18 protein-coding genes are annotated in these 22195 nt (G+C 69.0%); 10 read left to right on the top strand and 8 right to left on the bottom strand.

Annotated features, from left to right (window positions below):
• Positions 1-93 precede the first annotated feature (93 nt).
• Positions 94-972 carry an FAD binding domain-containing protein gene (locus ABD156_RS43120; RefSeq protein ID WP_344287156.1) on the top strand — a complete coding sequence of 293 codons (879 nt, stop codon included), beginning with the start codon at positions 94-96 and terminating at the stop codon, positions 970-972.
• Positions 963-1442 (top strand): (2Fe-2S)-binding protein, encoded by a 480-nt coding sequence (locus ABD156_RS43115; RefSeq protein WP_344287154.1) that lies wholly within the window; start codon positions 963-965, stop codon positions 1440-1442. Before ABD156_RS43120 ends, ABD156_RS43115 begins: the two co-directional genes overlap by 10 nt.
• A gap of 913 nt (positions 1443-2355) precedes the next feature.
• Here the strand turns inward: ABD156_RS43115 and ABD156_RS43110 are convergent.
• Complete coding sequence (locus tag ABD156_RS43110) at positions 2356-3135, bottom strand: PIG-L family deacetylase (protein ID WP_344287152.1); 780 nt, start codon at positions 3133-3135, stop codon at positions 2356-2358.
• Between the two features lie 208 nt (positions 3136-3343).
• Between ABD156_RS43110 and ABD156_RS43105 the strand changes: the two genes are divergently transcribed.
• Positions 3344-4696, top strand: coding sequence for a TrpB-like pyridoxal phosphate-dependent enzyme (locus ABD156_RS43105; RefSeq protein WP_344287150.1), 1353 nt, complete (start codon positions 3344-3346; stop codon positions 4694-4696).
• A gap of 787 nt (positions 4697-5483) precedes the next feature.
• On the opposite strand, the gene ABD156_RS43100 is transcribed toward ABD156_RS43105, so the two are convergent.
• From ABD156_RS43100 to ABD156_RS43090, 3 genes are read right to left on the bottom strand one after another with little or no spacing between them, the layout of a single operon-like run.
• Positions 5484-7076 carry a hypothetical protein gene (locus ABD156_RS43100; protein WP_344287148.1) on the bottom strand — a complete coding sequence of 531 codons (1593 nt, stop codon included), beginning with the start codon at positions 7074-7076 and terminating at the stop codon, positions 5484-5486.
• Positions 7052-7822: an ABC transporter ATP-binding protein gene (locus tag ABD156_RS43095; protein ID WP_067582806.1), complete on the bottom strand. Its 771-nt coding sequence runs from the start codon at positions 7820-7822 to the stop codon at positions 7052-7054. Before ABD156_RS43095 ends, ABD156_RS43100 begins: the two co-directional genes overlap by 25 nt.
• A gap of 42 nt (positions 7823-7864) precedes the next feature.
• Entirely contained in the window at positions 7865-8422 is a 558-nt protein-coding gene (locus tag ABD156_RS43090) for an ester cyclase (protein WP_344287144.1), read from the bottom strand.
• 79 nt (positions 8423-8501) lie between these two features.
• Here ABD156_RS43090 and ABD156_RS43085 point away from each other — a divergent pair, with 79 nt between their 5' ends.
• Entirely contained in the window at positions 8502-9179 is a 678-nt protein-coding gene (locus tag ABD156_RS43085) for a TetR/AcrR family transcriptional regulator C-terminal domain-containing protein (protein WP_344287142.1), read from the top strand.
• On the opposite strand, the gene ABD156_RS43080 is transcribed toward ABD156_RS43085, so the two are convergent.
• On the bottom strand, positions 9160-10938 hold the full coding sequence (locus ABD156_RS43080; RefSeq protein WP_344287140.1) for a VanW family protein: 1779 nt from the start codon (positions 10936-10938) through the stop codon (positions 9160-9162). The two genes, ABD156_RS43085 and ABD156_RS43080, sit on opposite strands and share 20 nt — an antisense overlap.
• A 90-nt stretch (positions 10939-11028) precedes the next feature.
• Positions 11029-12747, bottom strand: coding sequence for an L-arabinonate dehydratase (gene araD / locus ABD156_RS43075; RefSeq protein ID WP_344287138.1), 1719 nt, complete (start codon positions 12745-12747; stop codon positions 11029-11031).
• 118 nt (positions 12748-12865) lie between these two features.
• Here araD and ABD156_RS43070 point away from each other — a divergent pair, with 118 nt between their 5' ends.
• From ABD156_RS43070 to ABD156_RS43060, 3 genes are read left to right on the top strand one after another with little or no spacing between them, the layout of a single operon-like run.
• The gene (locus ABD156_RS43070; protein WP_344287136.1) at positions 12866-13519 is read left to right on the top strand and encodes a GntR family transcriptional regulator; all 654 of its coding nucleotides are present in this window, start codon (positions 12866-12868) and stop codon (positions 13517-13519) included.
• Between the two features lie 4 nt (positions 13520-13523).
• The gene (locus ABD156_RS43065; protein ID WP_344287134.1) at positions 13524-14027 is read left to right on the top strand and encodes a metallophosphoesterase family protein; all 504 of its coding nucleotides are present in this window, start codon (positions 13524-13526) and stop codon (positions 14025-14027) included.
• A gap of 18 nt (positions 14028-14045) precedes the next feature.
• Positions 14046-15029: a PHP domain-containing protein gene (locus ABD156_RS43060; RefSeq protein ID WP_344287132.1), complete on the top strand. Its 984-nt coding sequence runs from the start codon at positions 14046-14048 to the stop codon at positions 15027-15029.
• Here the strand turns inward: ABD156_RS43060 and ABD156_RS43055 are convergent.
• Complete coding sequence (locus tag ABD156_RS43055) at positions 14995-15579, bottom strand: L,D-transpeptidase family protein (protein WP_344287130.1); 585 nt, start codon at positions 15577-15579, stop codon at positions 14995-14997. The genes ABD156_RS43060 and ABD156_RS43055 overlap by 35 nt on opposite strands.
• Entirely contained in the window at positions 15543-16400 is an 858-nt protein-coding gene (locus tag ABD156_RS43050; protein ID WP_344287128.1) for a chitosanase, read from the bottom strand. The genes ABD156_RS43055 and ABD156_RS43050 overlap by 37 nt, the downstream gene beginning before the upstream one ends.
• A gap of 289 nt (positions 16401-16689) precedes the next feature.
• Between ABD156_RS43050 and ABD156_RS43045 the strand changes: the two genes are divergently transcribed.
• From ABD156_RS43045 to hrpA, 3 genes are all read left to right on the top strand, one after another.
• The gene (locus ABD156_RS43045; protein ID WP_344287126.1) at positions 16690-17007 is read left to right on the top strand and encodes a hypothetical protein; all 318 of its coding nucleotides are present in this window, start codon (positions 16690-16692) and stop codon (positions 17005-17007) included.
• Positions 17008-17049: 42 nt separating this feature from the next.
• Entirely contained in the window at positions 17050-18243 is a 1194-nt protein-coding gene (locus tag ABD156_RS43040) for a cation:proton antiporter (RefSeq protein ID WP_344287124.1), read from the top strand.
• 76 nt (positions 18244-18319) lie between these two features.
• Entirely contained in the window at positions 18320-22195 is a 3876-nt protein-coding gene (gene hrpA, locus ABD156_RS43035) for an ATP-dependent RNA helicase HrpA (protein ID WP_344287122.1), read from the top strand.

The raw sequence follows: 22195 nt of genomic DNA, 5'->3' as shown, positions 1-22195 counted from the left end.
CGGGAGTGCGGGTCGCTTCGTGACCGCCCTGCCTAACGCGGCCGTTCTGCCCTTCCACCCCTTCTCTTTCCTGCCCGAGGCCGGAGGTGCCCCGTGGATTTCCTGACCCCTGCGACCTGGGCGGAAGCCCTCGCTGTGAAAGCCGATCACCCCGACGCCGTCCCCCTGGCCGGCGGCACCGACGTCCTGGTCGAACTCAACTTCGACCACCGCCGCCCCGCTGCGCTGCTCGATCTCACCAGGATCAGCGACCTGTCCGAATGGACTGAGCAGGACGGCCGGATCCGGCTGGGCGCGGGCGTGTCGTACACCCGGATCATCACCGAACTCGGCACCCGCCTCCCCGGATTGGCGATGGCCAGCCGCACTGTCGGGTCGCCGCAAATCCGCAACCGCGGCACTGTCGGAGGAAACCTGGGCGCAGCCTCCCCGGCCGGCGACACCCATCCCACGCTCCTGGCCTGCGACGCGACAATCGAGGTCGCGTCCGTACGCGGCACCCGGATGATCCCGGCGACGGAGTTCTACCGGGGCGTCAAACGCAACGCACTGGCCCCGGACGAGCTGATCGCCGCCATCCACCTCCCGGTCGCGACCGGCCCGCAGCAGTTCGCGAAAGTCGGTACCCGCAACGCGATGGTCATCGCGGTGTGCTCGTTCGCACTGGACCTGGCCCCGGAAACCGGCTGGGTGGGCGCGGCGATCGGATCGGCCGCCCCGACGCCACGCCGAGCCACCGCCGCCGAAGACTTCCTTCGCGACGCCCTCTCCGATTCGTGGGAATCCCGCTCCCCGCTGCCGGACCCGGTCGTACGCCGATTCGGCGAGCTGGCCGCGAGCGCTGCGTCCCCGATCGACGACGTCCGAGGCAGCGCGGACTACCGCATCCACGCGATCGCAGTACTGGCCCGCCGGACGTTGACCTGGGCCTGGGACGACTATCGGAAAGGCGGGCAGCCGAAATGCGCCTGAACCTCACTGTCAATGACGAACCGCGCACCGTCGACGAGGTCTGGGAAGGACAAAGCCTGCTGTTCGTACTGCGCGACCAACTGGGCTTGCCAGGCTCGAAGAACGCCTGCGAACAGGGCGAATGCGGTTCGTGCACAGTGTATTTGGACGGTACCCCAGTGTGTTCGTGCCTGGTCGCCGCGGGCCAAGCCGAAGGCAGGAACGTCCGCACCGTCGAGGGCCTGGCGGACGGCGACCACCTGGACGCAGTGCAGCAAGCTTTCGTCGAAGCCGGCGCCGTGCAATGCGGCTTCTGCACGCCGGGGTTGATCGTCGCCGCGCACGAACTCGTGCACCGCGTGACCGCCCCGACGGACCCGGAGATTCGCGAAGCCCTGGCGGGCAATCTCTGCCGCTGCACCGGGTACGAGAAGATCCTGGACGCAGTCCGCCTGGCCTCGGCTCGAGTCGGAGAAGCAGAACCCGCATGACGGCTGGCCGCTTGCGGGAGCCCGACAGGTCGACTGGTCTGCCTTGCCAGGCGCATACGCCCGGCTTGCCAAGCCGCGCGCACTCAACTGCCCGTCCTGCCTGGGGCTGCGGACCGATGCCATTTCGCTCGGCCTGGACATCGCCCGCACCGGCTGGGGCTGTGTGCTCGGTGCCGAGCGAGCAATCCCGCCTGTTTCGGGCATGGTCAGTTTGCCCTCGATAGTCGGCCGATCGTGGATCTTGCCGCTTCTCGCGGGTTGGTTCGCGTGCGACTGCTAGCCGATCGCGGACCTTGCAGCTTCTCGCCCTTCGACCCCCACGCAGCCGCCCGCGCCGATCTGCCGACCAGGCTCGGTTGGTGTGCCTGGGTGGATGCCGCGCCTGCGGGCGACGCTGTCGGTGCCGATTTGCCGACCGCGCTCGGCCCGCGACGTGTCCGTGGAAGCCCGTGCCCGCGGGCGACTCCGCCAGTGCCAACCCGCTGTCAGTGCCAACCTGCCGACGGTGCTCGGTCCGCGAATTGCGCCGGGGAATTCTGCTGGCGGACAACTCTATGGCACCGATCTGCCGATCGGGCTCGATCCGCTATCTGTGCCGCGGGACCGTGCTCGCGGACAGTTCTGCCGATGCCGATCCGTCGCCCTGACTCGTTCCGGGCGTTGCGCCGGACACCGCGCTCGGGAACAGCTCTGTCGATGCCGCTCCCTCGCCCAGACTCGGTCCGCGAGTTGCGCCGGACAACCGTGCTCGCGGACAACTCCGTCGATGCCCACCCGCCACCCAGGCTCGGCCACCATCTGCACCGGAGATCCGAACCCGCGGGCGATTCCGGCAGCGTCAAACTGCCGAATCGGCCCGATCCTCCGGACCCGCGCCGGAAATCCGCGTCCTTACGGCTCGCCCCAGACCCAGTCAGAGCCCCTTCATCAGATCCGTCTCCGTCACCCCCGGACCCTTTCCTTCCCGGATGAACCATTCCGTCCCGAACATCTGGGCGAACTTCTCGTCCGGCAGCGCCAGGAAGAACGACTCCTCGCTGATCTGGCTCAGATGAGCCCGCATCGCCGCCCGCTTCACCTTCGCGTATGCCGTGACGTCGACTTCGGCAGTCAGCTCGGCCGCCGGTTTGCCGATGATCATGTCCTCGTCCGGGCCGCCTTCCTCGCCCGCCGCGCGTGCGGCTTCGGCGGCGCGGCGGACCTCGTCGCGGTTCACCGAGCCCTGGTAGATCCGCGGCGTGCCCGCGAGTTCTCCCGCGCGCATGCCGACGCGGTGGACCTGGATGTGGTCCGGGTGGCCGTAGACGCCGAAGTCGTCGTAGACCGTGAGCACGTCCGCCGACTCCTCGCGCAGGATCGCCGCCAGCCGCTCCGCTGCTTCTTCGACCGGGGCGGTCCAGAACGTGCCCGGGCCGTCGTTCGACGGGTCGCCCATCATTCCGGAGTCCTGGTATCCCAAGAACTCCACTCGCGAGACGCCCAGCACCTCGGCCGCCGCCTGCGTCTCCTTCACTCGCCGGTCCGCGAGCTGCTCGCCGTCTTCGAGCAGGCCCTCGGGGATCTCGCCCTTTTCTCCGCGCGTGGCCACCACGAGCACCACCCGGTGCCCCTCGTCGGCCGCCTTGCGCATCACGCCGCCGGTCATGATCGCCTCGTCGTCCGGGTGGGCGTGGAACGTCACCAATGTCGCCATGCCAACGAACCTACCGGCACCCACCGACAAAAACCGGCGCCCGCCGGAAACTGCTTCCGGCGAATCCTCCACACCCTCCATTGTGGACAGGTCGCCCACATGGGTGGACCTGCCGCTTTATGCGCGCGAGGGGTCCCCTCGCGCGCTCCGGCGCTTGGCTTCTCCCGCCGCCCGGCTTACGTTGGGTTCCGCCGACCGAGGAGGCGTCATGGCAGAACGGACGAAATACATTCTGGACGAGGCCGATCTCCCGGCGCAGTGGTACAACGTGGTGCCGGACCTGCCCGAGCCGCCGCCTCCGCCGCTGCACCCGGGAACACGCGAGCCCGTCGGGCCCGAGGACCTGGCTCCGCTGTTCCCGCGGGCGATCATCGAGCAGGAAGTCACCACCGAGCGCTACATCGACATTCCCGAGGAAGTCCGCGACGTCTACCGGCTCTGGCGACCGTCTCCGCTCTACCGCGCCCGCCGGCTGGAGAAGGCGCTCGGGACCCCGGCCCGGATCTACTACAAGTACGAGGGTGTCAGCCCGGTCGGCTCGCACAAACCGAACACCGCTGTGCCACAGGCGTTCTACAACGCGGCCGAGGGCGTCACGCGGCTCACCACCGAGACCGGCGCCGGGCAGTGGGGGAGCGCGTTGGCGTTCGCGTGCGCGACTTTTGGACTGTCGTGCGAGGTCTGGCAGGTGCGGGCGTCGTACGACCAGAAGCCGTACCGCAAGCTGATGATGGAGACCTTCGGCGCGCAGGTGTACCCGAGTCCATCGGATCGCACTGCCGCCGGCCGCGCGATCCTGGCGGAGAACCCGCAGTCGACCGGCAGTCTTGGGATCGCGATCAGTGAAGCGGTCGAGCAGGCCGCGGCGGATCCGGGTGCGCGGTACGCACTGGGCAGCGTGCTCAACCACGTGCTGCTGCACCAGACGGTGATCGGCGAGGAAGCCCTCCGGCAGTTCGAAATGGCAGGCGACACCCCGGACGTGCTCGTCGGCTGCACCGGCGGCGGCTCCAACTTCGGCGGGCTCGCTTTCCCGTTCCTGCGGGAAAAACTGGCCGGCCGGATGAACCCGGTGATCCGCGCGGTCGAACCGGCGGCCTGCCCGACCCTCACTCGAGGCCGCTACGCCTACGACTTCGGCGACACGGCCGGTCTCACGCCCCTGCTGAAAATGCACACGCTCGGCCACGACTTCATCCCGGACCCGATCCACGCCGGAGGCCTGCGCTACCACGGGATGTCGCCGCTGATCTCGCACATCTACGAACTGGGTCTCATCGAGGCGCTCGCGATCGGTCAGCAGGAATGTTTCGCCGCGGGAGTGCAGTTCGCCCGCACGGAAGGCATCATTCCCGCGCCTGAACCGACACATGCGTTGGCCGCGTGCATTCAGGAAGCTTTGCGCTGCAAGGAAACTGGTGAGGAGAAGGTGATCCTGACGGCACTCTGCGGACACGCGCACCTCGACTTGCCCGCGTACGGCGCGTATCTGGCAGGGGACATGGTGGACAACGAACTTCCGGACGCGGCGTTGGAGGAATCGTTGGCTGCGCTTCCCTGACGGATGCGGCTGGCGGACTGGAGAGGAGGTGGTTGAGGGAATTAGTGGGCAAGTGATGCTGCGCTTAAGTGACTCGCCGGGAGTGGGCGGCTGGGATCGGTGAGCGGGTGGGCAGCAGTCCGGCTGGATCAGCTGACGGCCCGGGAGGGCCGCGGTCGGTTGGTGAGATGCCGTTGGCTGGGATTGCCTCGCGGTGAGGTGAGGTGGCGGGCCGAGCCGGCTCGGCCCGGGCCGAGCCGAATCGGGCTGAGCCGAGCCGAATCGGGCTGAGCCGAGCTGGGTGGGGCCGAGCCGCGCTGAGCCGGGCTAGGCCGGGCCGGGCTGAGCTGGGCCGGGCTGACCTAGTTGGGCCAGGCTGGGCCGGGCCGCGCTGAGCTGGGCTGACCTAGTTGGGCCAGGCTGAGCCGGGGCGGGCTGAGCTGGGCCGGGCCGCGCTGAGCTGGGCCGCGCTGAGCCGGATGAGGCTGAGCCGGGGCGGGGCTGTGTGGGGCCGGGCCGTCCTAAGCCGGATGGGGCTGGGCCAAGTCGGGCAAGGCTGAGCCTGGCGGGCTGAGTCGGGCAGGGCTGAGCCTTGCGCGGCTGAGTCGGGCAGGGCAGGGCGGGGCCGGGCCGGCGACTTTCGTCGTGCGGGCCATCTGGGCGGCCAGTTCGGCACCGGTCTCCAGCGTGGTTTCGTCTCCCTGGACGGCCAGCAGGTACTGCTACATGGCGAACTCCTCAAAACCGGGTCTCTTGCCGTGGCTACGAACGCGCTCCACGCCATTCGACAACCTCGGCAAGAAATCCGTCACCGTTCTTTGGAGACGGTCGCCAGCAGCTCCGGTCCTCGCTCCACCAGCCGTTTCTGGGCGAGCGAACCCCACCACCACGCCAAGGCGACGCCGGTCGCGATCCCGGCCGGAATGCCCAGCCACTGCAGTACCGGCAGGTCCGCCAGCTTCCCGGCCACGCACAGCGCCACCACCGGCAACGCGCCGAGCACGATGAGCAGCGTCGTCGCCAGCATCAGGGCGGCTCGGGCACAGCCGGGGCGTCCGCCGGACGACCACGGGCTCCCGCTGCGCCGTTGATCCGGCAAGGGGAAGGCCAGGAAGACGGATTGCAGCATCAGGATTCCGGCTCCGGCGCCCAGCGTTGCCGGGACTAGGCCGAGGACCCATGGATACGCGCCCGGTACGCCGGTGACGCCGGGCAGGACCAGCGCCAGCACCACGGCGATGGGGGCGACGATCAGGGCCCACGCCAGCTGCCGGCCGCGCACGTCGGCGCGTTCGGCACCGGGGACGACCAGCGTGTGCCACAGGGCGCTGCCGTCCATTCCGTACAGGTTGCCGGACTGCATGGACGCGAAAATCACCACGGCGACCCCGAAATACGGCAGCATCACCGACTGCCCGCCACCTCCGCCGCCGGACAGGGCTGGCACGACCGTGATGACGAAGCCGATGAGCAGCGTCGACAGCAGCGCGACACGTCGGCGGGCGTCCCGCCACCAGGTGTAAAGCTCCTTGCGTGCTACGGCACCGATCGGCGTGGCCGGGAGCAGGCTGCGCCGCGTGCGGGCGCTCTTCGCGCGGGTGCGGGAGGCACCGCGGAAGGAAGGCGTGGTGACCTGGCGGGCCAGCAGCGCGCCCCAGACCAGGACCAGAACCGCCACCGCGCCGAGCAGCGCGGCGAACAGGCCGCCGACGGTGCCCCATTCGCCGACTCCGGCCGCGTGCACCGCGAGGGTGCCCCATCCGGACGGCAGGGCGTGCATGACGCTGACGAAGCCGGGCATCTGGCCGGTGACGATCGCCGGGCCGACGCTGCGCATCACGTAGTTCACCGCGACGCCGGACAACCCGGTGAGCGCCACCAGGATGATGCCGAGTTCCTTGCCCTTGCGCGACGTCAGCAGCGTGCCGAGCGCGGCCATCACGACGCGGTACAGCAGCACCACGAACGCCAGCTGCAGCACGGTGAACACGAGCCCGACGAGCGCCGCCCCGGCACCGAACCGCAGGCCGTAGAACGCCAAGCCGAGGAACGCCAGCAGGCTCACCAGCGCGGTGACGCCCACGAAACTCGCCGCGAGCAGACCGACTGCCAGCTTGCGCCGGCCGATCGGCAGCAGCGCGAAGTGTTCCGGCCGCAGGGTGTCGTCCCCGCCGCCGGTCGCGATCGGCGCGAGCACCCAGCCCGCCATCCACACCGCGTAGACGGAGGTGAGCAGGTCGACCGTGATCCGCGCTTCCGGAGCCGGGAACACCGCGATGCCGACGGTGAACAAAGCCGCCAGCAGACCGAAGATGCCGCCGACGATCATCCCGGCGATCTGCCGCCCGCGCAGCGAATTGCGCAGGACCCGCAGCTTCAGTCGGACGAGGACGCCAACCACGCCAGCCCCTCCGCTCCACCGGTCCGCCCGCCGACAATGTGCACGAACGCGTCTTCCAGCGTGCCTTCGCCTCGTACGTCCGCCACCGCGCCCGCGGCGACGACGCGCCCGCGCGTGATGACCGCGACGTGACTGCACAGCTGCTCCACCAACGCCATCACGTGGCTCGACAGCACGACCGCGCCGCCGGAAGCGACGAACCGCTGCAGGATCGTGCGAATCGTCGACGCGGAAACCGGGTCCACTGCTTCGAACGGCTCGTCCAGGACCAGCAGCCGAGGGCCGTGCAGCAACGCCGTCGCGAGGCCGATCTTCTTGCGCATGCCCGCGGAATAGTCGATGACGAGGGTGCGCTCGGCGTCCGTCAGCTCCAGCACGCCGAGCAGTTCCTGGGCACGCTCGGCGACTGTGTCCGGCGCGAGCCCGCGCAGCAAGCCCATGTACGTCAGCAGTTCCCGCCCGGTGAGCCGCTCCGGAATGGACAATCCGTCCGGAAGAACGCCGATCAGGCTTTTCGCCCGTTCCGGCTCCCGCCAAACGTCCACGCCGAACACGCGCGCTTCGCCGGCGTCTGGCCGAAGCAGCCCGACCGCCATCGACAGCGACGTCGTTTTCCCGGCTCCGTTAGGCCCGACGAGGCCGAAGAACGACCCCCGCGGCACTTCCAGCCGCACATCGTCTACTGCCAGCGTGGTCCCGAACCGTTTGGTGAGTCCGTAAAGCCCCATGGCCGCGTCGTCGGACACCGGTTCCCCCTTCCCGTGGTGTGCGCACGACTGTACGCGGGGTCACCGACAAAAAGCGGGCGGAGTGGTATCGGAGAGCCGAGGATCCGGGGTTCCGGACATCGCGAGCAGCCCGCGCACGGCTCGGACGAGCTTGGGCCACGAGGTGGGTTTCCGGACGTCGTACGCGCTCAACAGCTGGCGGAGCATGGTGAGCGTGTCGAAGTAGATGCGTTCGCACACCAGCTGTTCGTCGGCGTCGAAGAGGAAGTACGCGGTCATCCGGACGCGGAACCGCTGCCCGGTCGGCGGAATCTTCCCGAGCGGCCCGCGATGGGTGCCAAGAAGCCAGAATTCGACGATTACCGCATCCGCACTGTGTCGCAGGGCAATGATTTCGTGGTCCTGATCGGGAAAAGCGCGGCGGGTTTCGTCGTAGTAGCCGCGCACCGCGGAATCGCCGTCGTGCACGGTCATCGTCGGGACGATCTCGTAGCGCGGGTGCGGGAACGTCGCCAGCACGTCGTCCCAGTCCTGGCGCACCTCGTCGCGGAAGTGGTCGAGGACGAGCTTTTGCCGGGCGCGCAGCACTTCGGGCGCGGGGATGGCCGACGGGTCCACGGGTTCCTCCAAGCCGGGAGAGCGGAACCGCAATTTAATCCACAGTGTGGGTTAACTGCAAGTGCGCCATGATGGAACCGTGAACACCACGACGCGCCGGGGACGCCCGCGCAAGGGAGACGCCCGGCTGTCGCGGGAGGCGATCCTGACGGCCGCGCTGGAAGTAGTCGACGCCGACGGCGCGGCGGCGGTGAGCATGCGGACCGTCGGGCAGCGCCTCGGCGTGGACGCGAAGAGCCTCTACCACCACATCGACGGCAAAGAAGCCTTGCTCGACGCCGTCGCCGGGCACGTGCTCGGCGGAATCGACCTCCCGGACTTGACTGGCCAGCCCGAAGAAGACCTCCGCGCGATCGCCCAGTCCTTCCGGAAAGCGACGCGCGCGCACCCGCAGGCCGCCGCGCTCGTCCTAACCAGACAGTTGCCGTCGATCGCCGCGCTCGCTCCGGTCGAGGCGGTGCTTTCGGTGCTGCGCAAGGCAGGCGCGTCCCCCGAAGAGGCCGTGCACCTGCTGCGCTCGCTCCTGGCCGTCGTGGTCGGCTCGCTCCTGCGCGAGGCGGGCGCGGGCCCGGCGTTCGGCGTTACCGATGAAGCCGGAATTGCCCATCGCCGCGCCGAACTGGAGCAGACCGAACTTCCCGCCGTTGTCGAATCCGCGCCGCATCTGGCGCGGTGCGATCACGAAGCGGAGTTTTCCTTCGCCGTCGATCTGGCAGTGGCCGCCACGATGCAGCGACTCACTGCTCCCCGCAGGTGATCTTCGGCTGCGGGTTGTAGCGGACCGACCGCGTGTGCCGCGAAACTTCCCGGCCCGACGAGGCGTCGCGCAGGATCCGGGTGTCGCTCGCGGTGAAACCGGGCGCGCCGTTGGACGCGTGGCAGTTCTCCGCCGGACCCGGTTTCGTCGGCGGCGGCGTCGGGTTCGACCGCTCGCCGGGCACCGATTCGACGGTGTACCGCTTGGTGCCCCACAGTTTGACGGTGATCGACGACGGCGTCCAGACAGTCTGGATCGCGACGCCGGTGTCCGAGTCGTTCGTGAACTTCAGGTCGATCACGCTGGCGCCGTTGGGATTCTGGAACACCGTCGCCTCGCGCGCGGCCGGGTAACGGCTGATGTAGTAGCTGTGTTCCTTGTGCCCGGCGTCCTTCATCCCGGAGAAGTACGCCGCGTTGTACAGCGTGGTGGCGAACTGCGAAATGCCGCCGCCGACCTCGCGGGCAGGCGCGCCGTTCTCGATCACGCCCGCCTCGACGTAGCCCTGCGGACGCCCGCGCGCGCCGGTGAACCCGTTGAGGCTGAACGTTTCTCCCGGCTTCACGATCGCGCCGTTCACCTTCTCGGCGACCACGCGGATGTTCGTGCCGGAGTCGGGCGCGAACCCGCCGGTGCTGAATTCGCCGATGACTTCCTTGACACCGAGCTTGTCCGCCTGCTCGGTGGTGACCTTCGCCGGCGTCTTCTTGTAGATCGCCTTCAGCTCGCGGCTGTCGGTCTGCTTCAGCGTGTTCGGCAGCGGCTTGAGGCTCTGCTCCCAGTCGACGGTGTTGCCGTCCGCGGACGGTTCGACGACCGGTTTGCCGCCGGAGAACGCGATGGCCGCGTCCTTGCCCTCCTGCTCGGTCGACTTCAGCTGCGGCGCGAGCGCGTCGGTGACCTTCTTCGGGTCGACCTGCGGCGCGAGGCCGCCGCCGTCGCCGGGCACGAACGTGAGCGCGCCGGCGATCTGCTCCGGGGTCAGCGTCGCGTCCGCGCCTTCGCCCTTGACGACGATCGGCGCGGACACCGCGGGCTTGGCGAATTCGGCGAGCGCCCGCTGGACGCCCTCAGCGGTGGTGCGCACCGGCGTCGGCGCGACCGGGAGAGTCAGCTCGTTGCTGGAAGCCCAGCCACTCAGCACCTTCGCCCGCGCCGCCGCGACATCCAGCTTTTGCCCGGCCTGCGGCGGGACCGCGACCGGCGTGGTGCCGTCGAACCGGATCGTGCCTTCCACCGGCTCGCGGTCGACGCGTCCGCGCAGGTCCTCGAGCGCCGGGTCGAGCTTGTCGGCCTCGGTGTGCGAGACCACGCCCAGCTCGCGGGTGCTGAAGAACGACGCGAGCCGCGTGAAGGGGTTGATCGGCTGGTCGCCCGCCTGGTCGAGGGTGCCGCTCCAGTCGAGGCCCAGCCCGGCCTCGGTCGGCGAAAGCTTGGTGTGCGCGTTGCCCGCGGTGACGGTGAGCGGCTGGGTGAGCCGCGGCTCGATCTTCCCGCGCAGCTCGCGTTCGGCGACCGGCCGCTCCAGCCCGCCGACGTCCACGCCGGCCACGACGACGCCGCGCGGCACCCGGCCCTGGCTGGTCAGCAGGTCGATGAGGTAGGCGACGACCAGGACGCCGAGCACGCCGCCGCTGATCCAGCCCGCTTTGCGCAGGCCGCGCCTTCGGGGCGGGGACGGGGGTTCCTCGGGCGGCACGACCGGCAGGATCTCGGTCTGGTCGCTGTCGGTTTCCGGCCAGCGCGGTTCGTACTGCACCTCAGACCCCTTCGATTCGCTGCGGTCAGGGGCACAGCGTACGGGCCGAGCCGGACATGCCGGACTACTGCCCCCAGCGGAACAAACCGGTCACCCCGCGTCCGGTTCCGGATTGGCGCCGGCACGGGCGAGGAAGTCGAAGTCGCAGCCCTCGTCGGCCTGCGTGATGTGCTCCGCGTACAGCGCACCGTAGCCTCGTTCGAACCGCGGCGCAGGGGCGGTCCACGAAGCGAGACGACGCTCTAGCTCGGCGTCGTCTACCTGTAGCCGCAGCGTCCGGGAAGGCACGTCCAGGGTGATCAGGTCGCCGTCGCGGACGAGCGCGAGCGGCCCGCCGACGTGCGATTCCGGTGCCACGTGCAGCACGCACGCGCCGTAACTGGTGCCGCTCATCCTGGTGTCGGAGATCCGCACCATGTCCCGGACGCCTTGTTCCAGCAGGTGCGCCGGGATCGGCAGCATGCCGTACTCGGGCATCCCGGGACCGCCGAGCGGACCGGATCCGCGCAGCACCAGTACGGAATCGGCGGTGATGCCCAGCGCCGGGTCGTCGATGCGCTTCTTCAGGTCCTTGTAGTTGTCGAAAACTACCGCCGGACCGGTGTGGGTAAGCAGCGCGGGGTCAGCGGCGATGTGTTTGATCACCGCGCCGCCGGGCGCGAGGTTTCCGTGCAGCACAGCCACGCCGCCTTCGCTGGCGACCGGGTTTTCGCGCGGACGGATCACGTCGTCGTTGTGCACGCGGGCGTCGGCGAGGGAATCGGCGAGCGGACGCCCGGTGACGGTGACCCGGTCGAGGTGCAGCAGGTCGGTCAAGCGGGACAACAACCCGGGCAGGCCGCCCGCGTAATAGAAGTCCTCCATGAGCCAATCGCCGCCCGGCCGGATGTTCGCCAGCACCGGCACCCGGCGCGCGATCTCGTCGAAATCCTTCAGGGACAGGGAAATCCCGCTGCGTCCGGCCATCGCGATCAGGTGGATCACCGCGTTGGTCGACCCGCCGAGCGCGAGCACGGTGGTGATCGCGTCGGCGTACGCGCGTTCGTCGAGGATCTTCGCGATCGTGAGGTCTTCCCACACCATGCCCACGATTCGCGCGCCGCTCGCCGCCGCCATCCGGTGGTGCGCGGAGTCGACCGCCGGGATCGACGCCGCGCCGGGCAGCGTCAGCCCGAGCACTTCGGCGGCGGACGTCATGGTCGACGCGGTGCCCATCGTCATGCAGTGCCCGGGGGAGCGGGCGAGACCGCGCTCGAGTTCGGCCAGTTCGCGGTCGCCGATCGTGCCCGCGCGCCGTTCGTCCCAGTACTTCCACATGTCGGTGCCGCTGCCGAGCACCTCGCCGCGCCAGTTTCCGCGCAGCATCGGACCGGCGGGCACGAAAATCGACGGCAGCCCCGCGCTCGCCGCACCCATCAGCAACGCCGGGGTGGTTTTGTCGCAGCCGCCCATCAGGACCGCGCCGTCGACCGGATACGACCGCAGCAGTTCCTCGGTCTCCATCGCCAGCAGATTCCGGTACAGCATCGGCGTCGGCTTCTGGTAGGTCTCCGACAGCGTCGCCACCGGGAACTCCAGCGGGAATCCGCCCGCCTGCCACACGCCGCGCTTGACCTGCTCCGCGCGTTCGCGCAGGTGCTGGTGGCACGGGTTGATGTCGCTCCAGGTGTTGAGGATGCCGATCACCGGCTTGCCGAGGTGTTCTTCCGGCTCGTAGCCGAGCTGCCGGGCGCGGGTGCGGTGGCTGAAATTCCGCAGGTCGTCGCCGCCGAACCAGCGGTGGCTGCGCAAGTCCTCGGGTGCCTTCATCGGGCTGCGTCTCCTCGGTCGGCGGATGGCATCTGATATATGATCGTACGTGTCGACGCTCGGAGACGCCCGCCTGGTTGAATGTGCGGGGACGAGCGCGAAAGCCAGGAGGGTCGGCATGCCGTCCACGTTCAGCCTCCCCGCCTCCCGCACCGAGGTGGTGCTGGAGGAGATCCGGCGCGGCATTCTCGCCCGCGAGCTGGTGCCCGGTCAGCAGCTGGTGGAGGCGGAGCTGGCCGCGCGGCTCGGGGTGTCCAAGACGCCCGTGCGCGAGGCGCTCAAGGTGCTGTCCAACACCGGGCTGGTCACGTTCAGCCCGTACAAGGGCGCGTCCGTGTGCGTGGTCGACGCGGAATTGGCGCGGTCGGTCTACGACGTGCGGATGGTGCTGGAGCCGGAAGCGCTGCGCCGTGCCGTGCGGTCTTCGGACAAGGCGGCGTTCGACGAGGCCGGGCAGATCCTGAAGGAAGCCTCGGCCGCGGATGCCGACCAGACCACGTTGAGCCTGTTGAACCGGCGGTTCCACCGCGCGCTGTACGCGGGCTGCGGCAACCCGCTGATGGTGTCGATGCTGGACGACCTGCGCGACCGCGCGGCGCTGATCACCGTGGTCGGCTGGGAAGCGAATCCCAGCTGGCGCAAGGAATGGAGCGAGCACAAGGCGGTGCTAGCCGCCGCGAAGAAGGGCGACGAGGACGGCGCGGCCGAGCTGCTGCGCGCGCACATCGCGGCGTTCCTCGACCACGTGCTCGAGGCGATCGGGGAGGAGTGACGGCGTGCGGTTGCTGCTCCTCGCGGACACCCACCTGCCGAAGCGGGCGAAGGAACTGCCGGCCCAGGTCTGGGACGAAGTCGCGAAGGCGGACGTCGTGGTGCACGCAGGCGACTGGGTCGACGTGGACACTCTCGACGCTCTTGAGGCCCGCAGCGCCCGGCTGATCGGCGTCTACGGCAACAACGACGGTCCTGAACTGCGGAAACGCCTGCCTGAGGTGGCTCGCGAGACGCTGGAAGGCGTCCGGCTGGCAGTGGTGCACGAAACCGGTGACGCGAAGGGCCGTCCCGCTCGGTGCGACGCGTTGTATCCGGACGTCGACGTGCTGATCTTCGGCCACAGCCACATCCCGTGGGATTCGGTGACGCCCGGCGGGCTGCGGCTGCTCAACCCCGGTTCGCCCACCGACCGGCGGCGACAGCCGTTCTGCACGTACCAAACCGCCGAGATCCGCGACGGCCGTCTCAGCGACGTCGAGCTGCATGAGCTGCCTCGGCGCGGCTGAGCGGGTAAAACAGGAGTCATGGACCCGGCCCGCGCCCTGCGCGACATCGCCTTCCAGCTCGAACGCGCCGGTGAACCGACTTACCGGGTGCGCGCGTTCCGTCAGGCCGCCGCGGTGGTCGACAAGCTCTCCGAAGACGAACTAGCGTCGCGCGTCGGTGCGAAGACGCTTCAGGCGTTGAAGGGCATTGGCAAAGCCACTGCCGGCGTCATCGAAGATGCGTGGCACGACCGCACGCCTGCGTACGCGGCGAAGCTGCCTGAGAAGAAGCTGCCGGACGGCGGTGCGCTGCGTACGGCGCTTCGCGGCGACTGCCACACGCACTCCGACTGGTCCGACGGCGGTAGCCCGATTCTCGAGATGGCCGAGACGGCGCGAGAGCTGGGGCACGAGTGGATCGTGCTCACCGACCATTCCCCGCGGCTGACCGTCGCGCGCGGCCTGTCCCCGGAGCGGCTGCGCGCGCAGATGGACGAGGTCGCGCGGGTGAACGAGCAGCTGGCGCCGTTTCGCCTGCTGCACGGCATCGAGGTCGACATCCTCGACGACGGTGCGCTCGACCAGACCGAGAAGCTGCTGGATCGGCTGGACTTCGTGGTGGCGAGCGTGCACTCGAAGCTCCGCATGCCGGCGCGGGAGATGACGCCGCGGATGCTGGCCGCCGTCGAGAATCCGCATGTCCGCGTGCTGGGGCACTGCACCGGACGGCTGGTCGGCGGACGCAGCAGGCCGGAGTCGCAGTTCAACTCCGAGAAGGTGTTCACCGCCTGCCGCGAGAACGGGGTGGCGGTGGAGATCAACTCGCGGCCGGACCGGCTCGATCCGCCGACGCGGCTGCTGCGCCAGGCCGCCGAGCTGGGCTGCGAGTTCGCGATCGACAGCGACGCGCACGCGCCCGGCCAGCTCGACTGGCAGGTTTACGGCTGCGAGCGGGCGGAAAACGCGGGCATCGGACCGGAACGGATCATCAACACGCGGACGGCTGATCAGCTATTGCGATGACGGGATTCCGCGCGGGGTCGAGCCAGCGCAGCACCGCGATGAGATCGTTTTGCGCGAGAGCGACACAGCCAGCGGTCGGCCCGTCGGTGGCCACGTGCAGGAAGAACGCCGAACCGGCGCCGGGCACGACTGGCGAGCGGTTGTAGTCGATCACCACCGCGTGCGCGTACGCGGGACCCGCCGCACCGAGATTCTCGCCCGCCGCTTCGTCGAACGGGCCTGGTGTGCCTCGGTAATGCGTGTTGTAAAGCGGAGAGTGCACATCGGACACCCACCAGTCCGAAGTGGTCACCTGCCGATAGGGGAGCCGGGTGCCAGGGTTCGGCTCGATGCCGAAAGCCTCGGTGAGTGGCCAGATTCCGGCGGGAGTAAGGGAAAGCCCTTCGCGCGCGACACCGATTCCTTGCGCGCCGACTTCCGCTGGGTACGGACCGAGTGCCCGTACCCAGCGGTCGCCGTCGTGGTCCCACGCGGCCGCGCTATGCGCGGTGACCGCGAGAACCTGCTGGGAGTTCAGTTGATCTCGTACGGGTCGCCGTAGACCTTCCACTTCAGCGGCGTGTGCAGATCGAGGTTGCCGTCATTGAGGAACACCAGCTGTTCGGTGTCGACGCGGGACGTGTCCGCGTGTGCCTCTTCCTTCTTCATGACCACCTTGCGCGCGTCGAGGAATGCCTTGAGGTAGGCCGTTTCGTCGCCGCCCTGGGCCGGTGGCTTCGCCTTCGACAGCGCGGCGTCGCGGATCCCGCCGAAGCTGTCGGTGCTCGTGCCGGGGCCGTGCATCACGATCGCGTCGTAGTAGATGAACTGGCCGAGCGCGCCGAGACCGTCCGACTTGCCCTGGTTGACCGCCGGGTCGAAGTACACGCGGTCGCGCTCGCTGTTCTGCGCGGCCTGGAATTCCTGGGTGCCCGCGGCTTCCTTCCAGGCGTTCTCGAACGGCGCGCCGAGACCTTCGTGCGAATCGGAGCCGTTGACTTTTTCCAGCGCGGGCAAGAACTTCGCCAGCGGGTTGTCCGGCACGGATTTGGTGTAGGCCTGCACCAGTTCGAGCATGTCGCCGGTGCCGGAGCAGAACCCGATGATGCCCGCGGTGTAGCCGCGGCCGTCCTTGATGTCCTCGATGTAGGAGTACTGCTTCTTCCAGTCGAGCGAGGAGTTTTCCGCGCTCGACACCAGCTGCATCGCGATCTCCTTCTTCTCCGGAGAAGCGAGATCGCCGCCGGATCCCAGCACCGACGAAGACACTGCTGAGGCGGCGAGCGGGGCCGGTACGGCGGCGGCCGAGAGAGCGGGGGTGCTGAACACGAGGGCGAGGGCCGAGGCAGCCGTGAGACCGGCGACCAGCGTGGGCCGCATCGTCTTGCGCATGAGGGGAATCCCTTTCCGCGGTACGTGGGCAAGGCGGCCGGACCGGCGAATGACCGGTTCCGGGTACTGCTGCGGCGTAGCGCCACGATAACCGAGCGTGAAGCCGCGGGGCAAGGGATGCGAAAACTTTTCACAGATGTGAACGTGAGCTGTCTACTGTGGACGATGAAGATTGCCTGAATGCGGCCGAAAATCCACTGGAACCGCAGGAGTCGTCATCTGACTGTCCACTATGGACGCAAACGAGAGCTCTCGGCGCACCTTAAAGACATGGTAAACTCATCCTGAGATGACGACTGCTGCCGCCGCTTCCGCGCCGCGGCACCGGTCCATCCTCGTTCTGCTGCTCGCCGCGCTGCTCCTGCTCGGCGTGGCCGTACCCGGGCCAGGACCGGCTGGTCCGCGTCCGCACGACCCCGAACCGGCCCTGGTCCAGGAACAAGGCCCGCATCTTGTCGCCGCGCACCCGCTGCCGCTCGCCGACGCCCCGGGCGAGATCCGCCTCGCCCGGCCGGATTGGTGCACCGTCCCGTTTTCCGCCGCGCCGCCGGTCGAACTGGACCGCGCGCCCGCACCCGCCGCGGCGCGCGCCCCTCCTGATTGCTGAGTACTCGTTTCCCCGCCTGTACCCGGCTCTCAAGAGGATTTCATGAGCAACGGTCATGCTTTGCTGGCCGTCGGCGGTGCGTTTCTCGCCGCCGGCGCCCTCGCCCGCGTCGGCGCCCGGATCGGGCTGCCCACGATCCCCCTGTTCATGCTGGCCGGTTTCGTCTTCGGCCCGCACACCCCCGGACTGTCCCTTGTGGACGATCCGGCCGAGTTCGGCGTACTGGCCGGGCTCGGTCTCGTGTTTCTGCTCTTCTATCTCGGCCTGGAGTTCTCGCTCGACGACCTCGCCCGCGGCGGCGCCAGACTCGCCTGGGCGGGGCTGGCATACCTGGTGCTGAACATCGGCGGCGGGCTCGCGTTCGGCTTCGTGCTCGGCTGGGGCACGCGCGAGGCGCTGGTGATCGCCGGCGCGATCGGCATCTCGTCCTCGGCCATCGTCACCAAACTGCTCCTGGAAACCCGTCGGATGAACAACCGGGAATCCCGCCTCATCATGGGCATCGTCGTGCTGGAGGACCTGTTCCTCGCGCTGTACCTGGCGCTGCTGCAGCCGGTGCTGAGCGGCGCCGACGGATTCGGCGCGGCGCTCGCCGACTTCGGCAAGGCGTTCGGCTTCCTGCTCGTGCTCGCCGCGCTGGCCCGCTGGGGCGGACGGCTGGTGTCGCGCCTCTTCGGCTCGGCGGATGACGAACTGCTCACCGTCTGCTTCGTCGGCGTGGCTGTGCTCGGCGCCGCGGTGGCCGAGGAGGTGGGCGTTTCCGACGCGATCGGCGCGTTCATGGTCGGCATGATGCTCGGCAATTCCAAGGTCGCGCCGCGGGTGCACAAGCTGGTGCTGCCGCTGCGGGACGCGTTCGGCGCGCTGTTCTTCTTCATCTTCGGGCTGTCGATCGACCCGGGCGCGGTCGGCACGGTCGTCGTCCCGGTGCTCGCCGCGGTCGTGCTGACGCTGGTGCTGAACCTGGCCGCCGGCGCGTTCGCCGCCCGCCTGCACGGCTTCGACCGGCAGGAAGGCGTGAACATCGGCCTGACCGTGCTCACCCGAGGCGAGTTCTCGCTGGTGCTGGCGACGATGGCGACCGCGGCCGGGCTCGACTCGCGGGTGGCCCCGTTCGTCGCCGGATACGTGCTGCTCCTGGCCGTGATCGGACCGCTCGCCGTGCTCCGCTCGGACCGGCTGACCTGGCTGCTTCCGGCCAAGCTCGTGCGGCCGCGCCCGGCCCCGGTGCCGTGAATCGGGGAGGCGGGGCTGTCACTCGCGGCATATTCGGAAGCCACGGCGGTCACGCACGGCTATCCTTGGCCCAAGTATGTCCACTCCATCCCCCTTCGCAGAGCTGCGCGCCCAGCTGCCCGAACTGATGCTGCGCGACGAGTACCGGCTCCGTCGTCGTCTCGACGGCGCGCGCCGGTCTCGTGCCAAGCAGGAGACGGCTGAGCGCATCGCCGCCGACGTCGAGACGGCGCTGCTGCGCGTGCAGCAGCGCCGCGAAAGCGTGCCGAAGATCGAGTACCCCGCCGAGCTGCCGGTCAGCAGGCTCAAGGACGAGATCGGCGACGCGATCCGCGACCACCAGGTGGTGATCGTCGCGGGGGAGACCGGGTCGGGCAAGACCACGCAGCTGCCGAAGATCTGCCTGGAGCTGGGCCGCGGCGTGCGCGGGCAGATCGGGCACACCCAGCCGCGCCGGCTCGCCGCGCGCACGGTCGCGGACCGGATCGCCAGCGAGCTGAAGACCGAACTGGGCGACACCGTCGGCTACAAGGTCCGGTTCACCGACCAGTCCGGCCAGGACACCCTGGTCAAGCTGATGACCGACGGCATCCTGCTGGCCGAGATCCAGACCGACCGGATGCTGCGCCAGTACGACACGCTGATCATCGACGAGGCGCACGAGCGCAGCCTCAACATCGACTTCATCCTCGGCTACCTCAAGCAGCTGCTGCCGCGCCGTCCCGACCTGAAGGTCGTCATCACCTCGGCGACCATCGACCCGGAGCGGTTCTCGCGGCATTTCGACAACGCGCCGATCGTCGAGGTCTCCGGCCGGACTTATCCGGTCGAGGTGCGCTACCGCCCGCTCGCGGACCCGGACGAGCCCGAAGGCGACCCGGACCGCGACCAGACGCAGGCGATCGCGGAGGCGGTGCAGGAGCTGTCCGGCGAGGCGCCGGGCGACATCCTCGTGTTCCTCTCCGGCGAGCGCGAGATCCGCGACACCGCGGACGTGCTGAACCGGCTGGACCTGCGGAACACCGAGGTGCTGCCGCTGTACGCGCGGTTGTCCGCGGCCGATCAGCACCGCGTGTTCCAGCGGCACACCGGACGGCGGATCGTGCTGGCCACGAACGTCGCCGAGACGTCGCTGACCGTGCCCGGGATCAAGTACGTGATCGATCCGGGCACCGCGCGCATCTCGCGCTACAGCCATCGCACGAAGGTGCAGCGGCTGCCGATCGAGGCGGTCTCGCAGGCGTCGGCGAACCAGCGCAAGGGCCGCTGCGGGCGTACCTCGGACGGCATCTGCATCCGGCTGTACTCCGAGGAGGACTTCGAATCGCGGCCGGAGTTCACCGATCCGGAGATTCTGCGGACGAACCTGGCTTCGGTCATCCTGCAGATGACGTCGCTCGGGCTCGGCGACATGAACGCGTTCCCGTTCGTGGAGCCGCCGGACCGCCGCCAGGTCACCGACGGCGTGCAGCTGCTGCAGGAGCTCGGCGCGTTCGAGACCGGCGATTCCTCGAAACTCACCGAGGTCGGCCGCAAGCTCGCGCTGCTGCCGGTCGACCCGCGGATGGGCCGGATGGTGCTGGAGGCCGCGCAGAACGGCTGCGTGCGCGAGGTGATGATCATCGCCGCCGCACTGTCCATTCAGGACCCGCGCGAGCGGCCGGCGGAGAAGCAGCAGGCCGCCGACGCGCAGCACTCCCGGTTCGCGGACCCGACGTCGGACTTCCTCTCCTACCTGAAGCTGTGGGAGTACGTCAGCGAACAGCAGAAGACGTTGACCGGCAACCAGTTCCGCCGGATGTGCCGTACCGAATACCTGAACTACCTGCGGATCCGCGAGTGGCAGGACATCTTCGGCCAGTTGCGCCAGCTCGCCAAACCGCTCGGCATCACGCTCAGCACCACGCCCGCCGAACCGCAGCACGTGCACACGGCGCTGATTTCCGGGCTGCTGTCGCACATCGGGCTCAAGGACCCGGCGAAGGGCGACTACCTCGGCGCGCGCGGCGCCCGGTTCTCGGTGTTCCCCGGTTCGGCGCTGTTCAAGAAGCAGCCGCGCTGGGTGATGTCGGCCGAGCTGGTCGAGACGTCGCGGCTGTGGGGCCGGGTCAACGCGCGGATCGAGCCGGATTGGGTCGAACCGCTCGCGCAGCACGTGGTGAAGCGTTCGTATTCGGAGCCGCACTGGGAGCGCAAGCAGGGCGCGGTGATGGCGACCGAAAAGGTGACGCTGTACGGCGTGCCGCTCATCGCGGACCGGCGGGTGAACTACGGCCGGATCGACCCGGAGATCTCGCGCGCGATGTTCATCCGGCACGCGCTGGTCGAGGGCGATTGGCACACGAACCACCGGTTCTTCGCCGAGAACCGCGCGCTGCTGGACGAGGTCGAAGACCTGGAGAACCGCGCCCGGCGGCGCGACATCCTGGTGGACGACCAGACGCTGTACGAGTTCTACGACGCGCGCGTGCCTGAGGACATCGTGTCCGTGCGGCACTTCGACAGCTGGTGGAAGAAGGCGCGGCGGAACGAGCCGGACCTGCTGTCGTTCGAGAAGTCCATGCTCATCAACGAGGTCGCGGGCGCGGTCCGCGAATCGGACTACCCGGACTCGTGGACACAGGGCACGCACGTCTTCAAGCTGACCTACCAGTTCGAGCCTGGTGCGGACGCCGACGGCGTGACCGTGCACATCCCGCTGCCGGTGCTGAACCAGGTCACGCCGGACGGTTTCGACTGGCAGGTGCCCGGCCTGCGCGGCGAACTGGCGACGCAGCTGATCAAGTCGCTGCCGAAAACGTTGCGGCGCAACTTCGTCCCGGCGCCCGATACGGCCGCGGACGCGTTGACGCGAATGTCCCCTTCGGACGGTCCGCTGCTCGACATCCTCGGCGACGAGCTGCACGCGATACGCGGCATCGACGTTCCGCATTCGGCGTGGGACCTCTCGACGGTGCCGGACCACCTCCGGATCACCTTCCGCGTGGTGGACGAGCGCGGCAAGCGGGTGGCCGAGGGCAAGGACCTGGAGGAGCTGAAGCGTCGTCTCGCGCCGCGGGTGCGGGAGACGATTTCCAAGGCTGCCAACAGCATTGAGAAGGCCGGTCTGGTGCAGCCGTCGTTCGGCGAGCTGCCGAAGGTGTTCGCCTCCACCCGGCGCGGCCACGATGTGAAGGCGTATCCGGCGCTGGTGGACGAGGGCGCGTCGGTGGCCGTGCGGCTGCTGGACACGCCAGCCGAACAGCAACACGCGATGTGGTCCGGCACTCGGCGGATGCTGCGGTTGAACCTGAACTCGCCGATGAAGTTCATTACGCGGTCGCTTTCGAACTCCTCGAAGCTGGTGCTGAACCGCAACCCGCATGGCAGCGTCGCTGGCCTGCTGGAGGATTGTGTCGACTGTGCTGTCGACGCATTGATGGCGTCCGCCGGCGGGCCGGTCTGGGACGAGGCAGGGTTCGCCGCGCTGCTGGAGAAGGTGCGGGCGGGGCTGAACCCGAAGGTGCTGGAGGTTTTGACGGAGGTCGAGCGGATCCTGCGCGCGGCCATCGACGTCGAAACGCGCCTGTCCGACACCCGCGGCCCGGCCGAGTCGCTGGCGGACATCCGTCGTCAGCTGGATGGCTTGGTGCACAAGGGCTTCGTGACGGAAACGGGTGCCGGACGGCTGTCGAACGTGGTCCGATACCTGCGCGGCATCGAGCGGAGGCTGGAGAAGCTGCCGCTGGAGCAGACACGGGACTTGCAGCGCATGGCGGACGTCGCGTGGATCACGAAGGAATACCAGGACGTGTTGGCTGCTTTGCCGCCTGGGACATCCTCGCCCGCGCTGGCGGAGGTGCGGTGGATGATCGAGGAGCTTCGGGTGAGCTTCTTCGCGCAGACACTGGGGACTGCGCATCCGGTTTCGTTGAAGCGGATCACTAAGGCGTTGGACGAGGCGCTGGCCTGA

The sequence above is a fragment of the Amycolatopsis albidoflavus genome (assembly GCF_039525725.1).
Classification (GTDB): Bacteria; Actinomycetota; Actinomycetes; order Mycobacteriales; family Pseudonocardiaceae; genus Amycolatopsis; species Amycolatopsis albidoflava.
The sequence above is the reverse complement of the archived record's forward strand: the minus strand, read 5'-3'. Positions and strand labels throughout refer to the sequence as shown.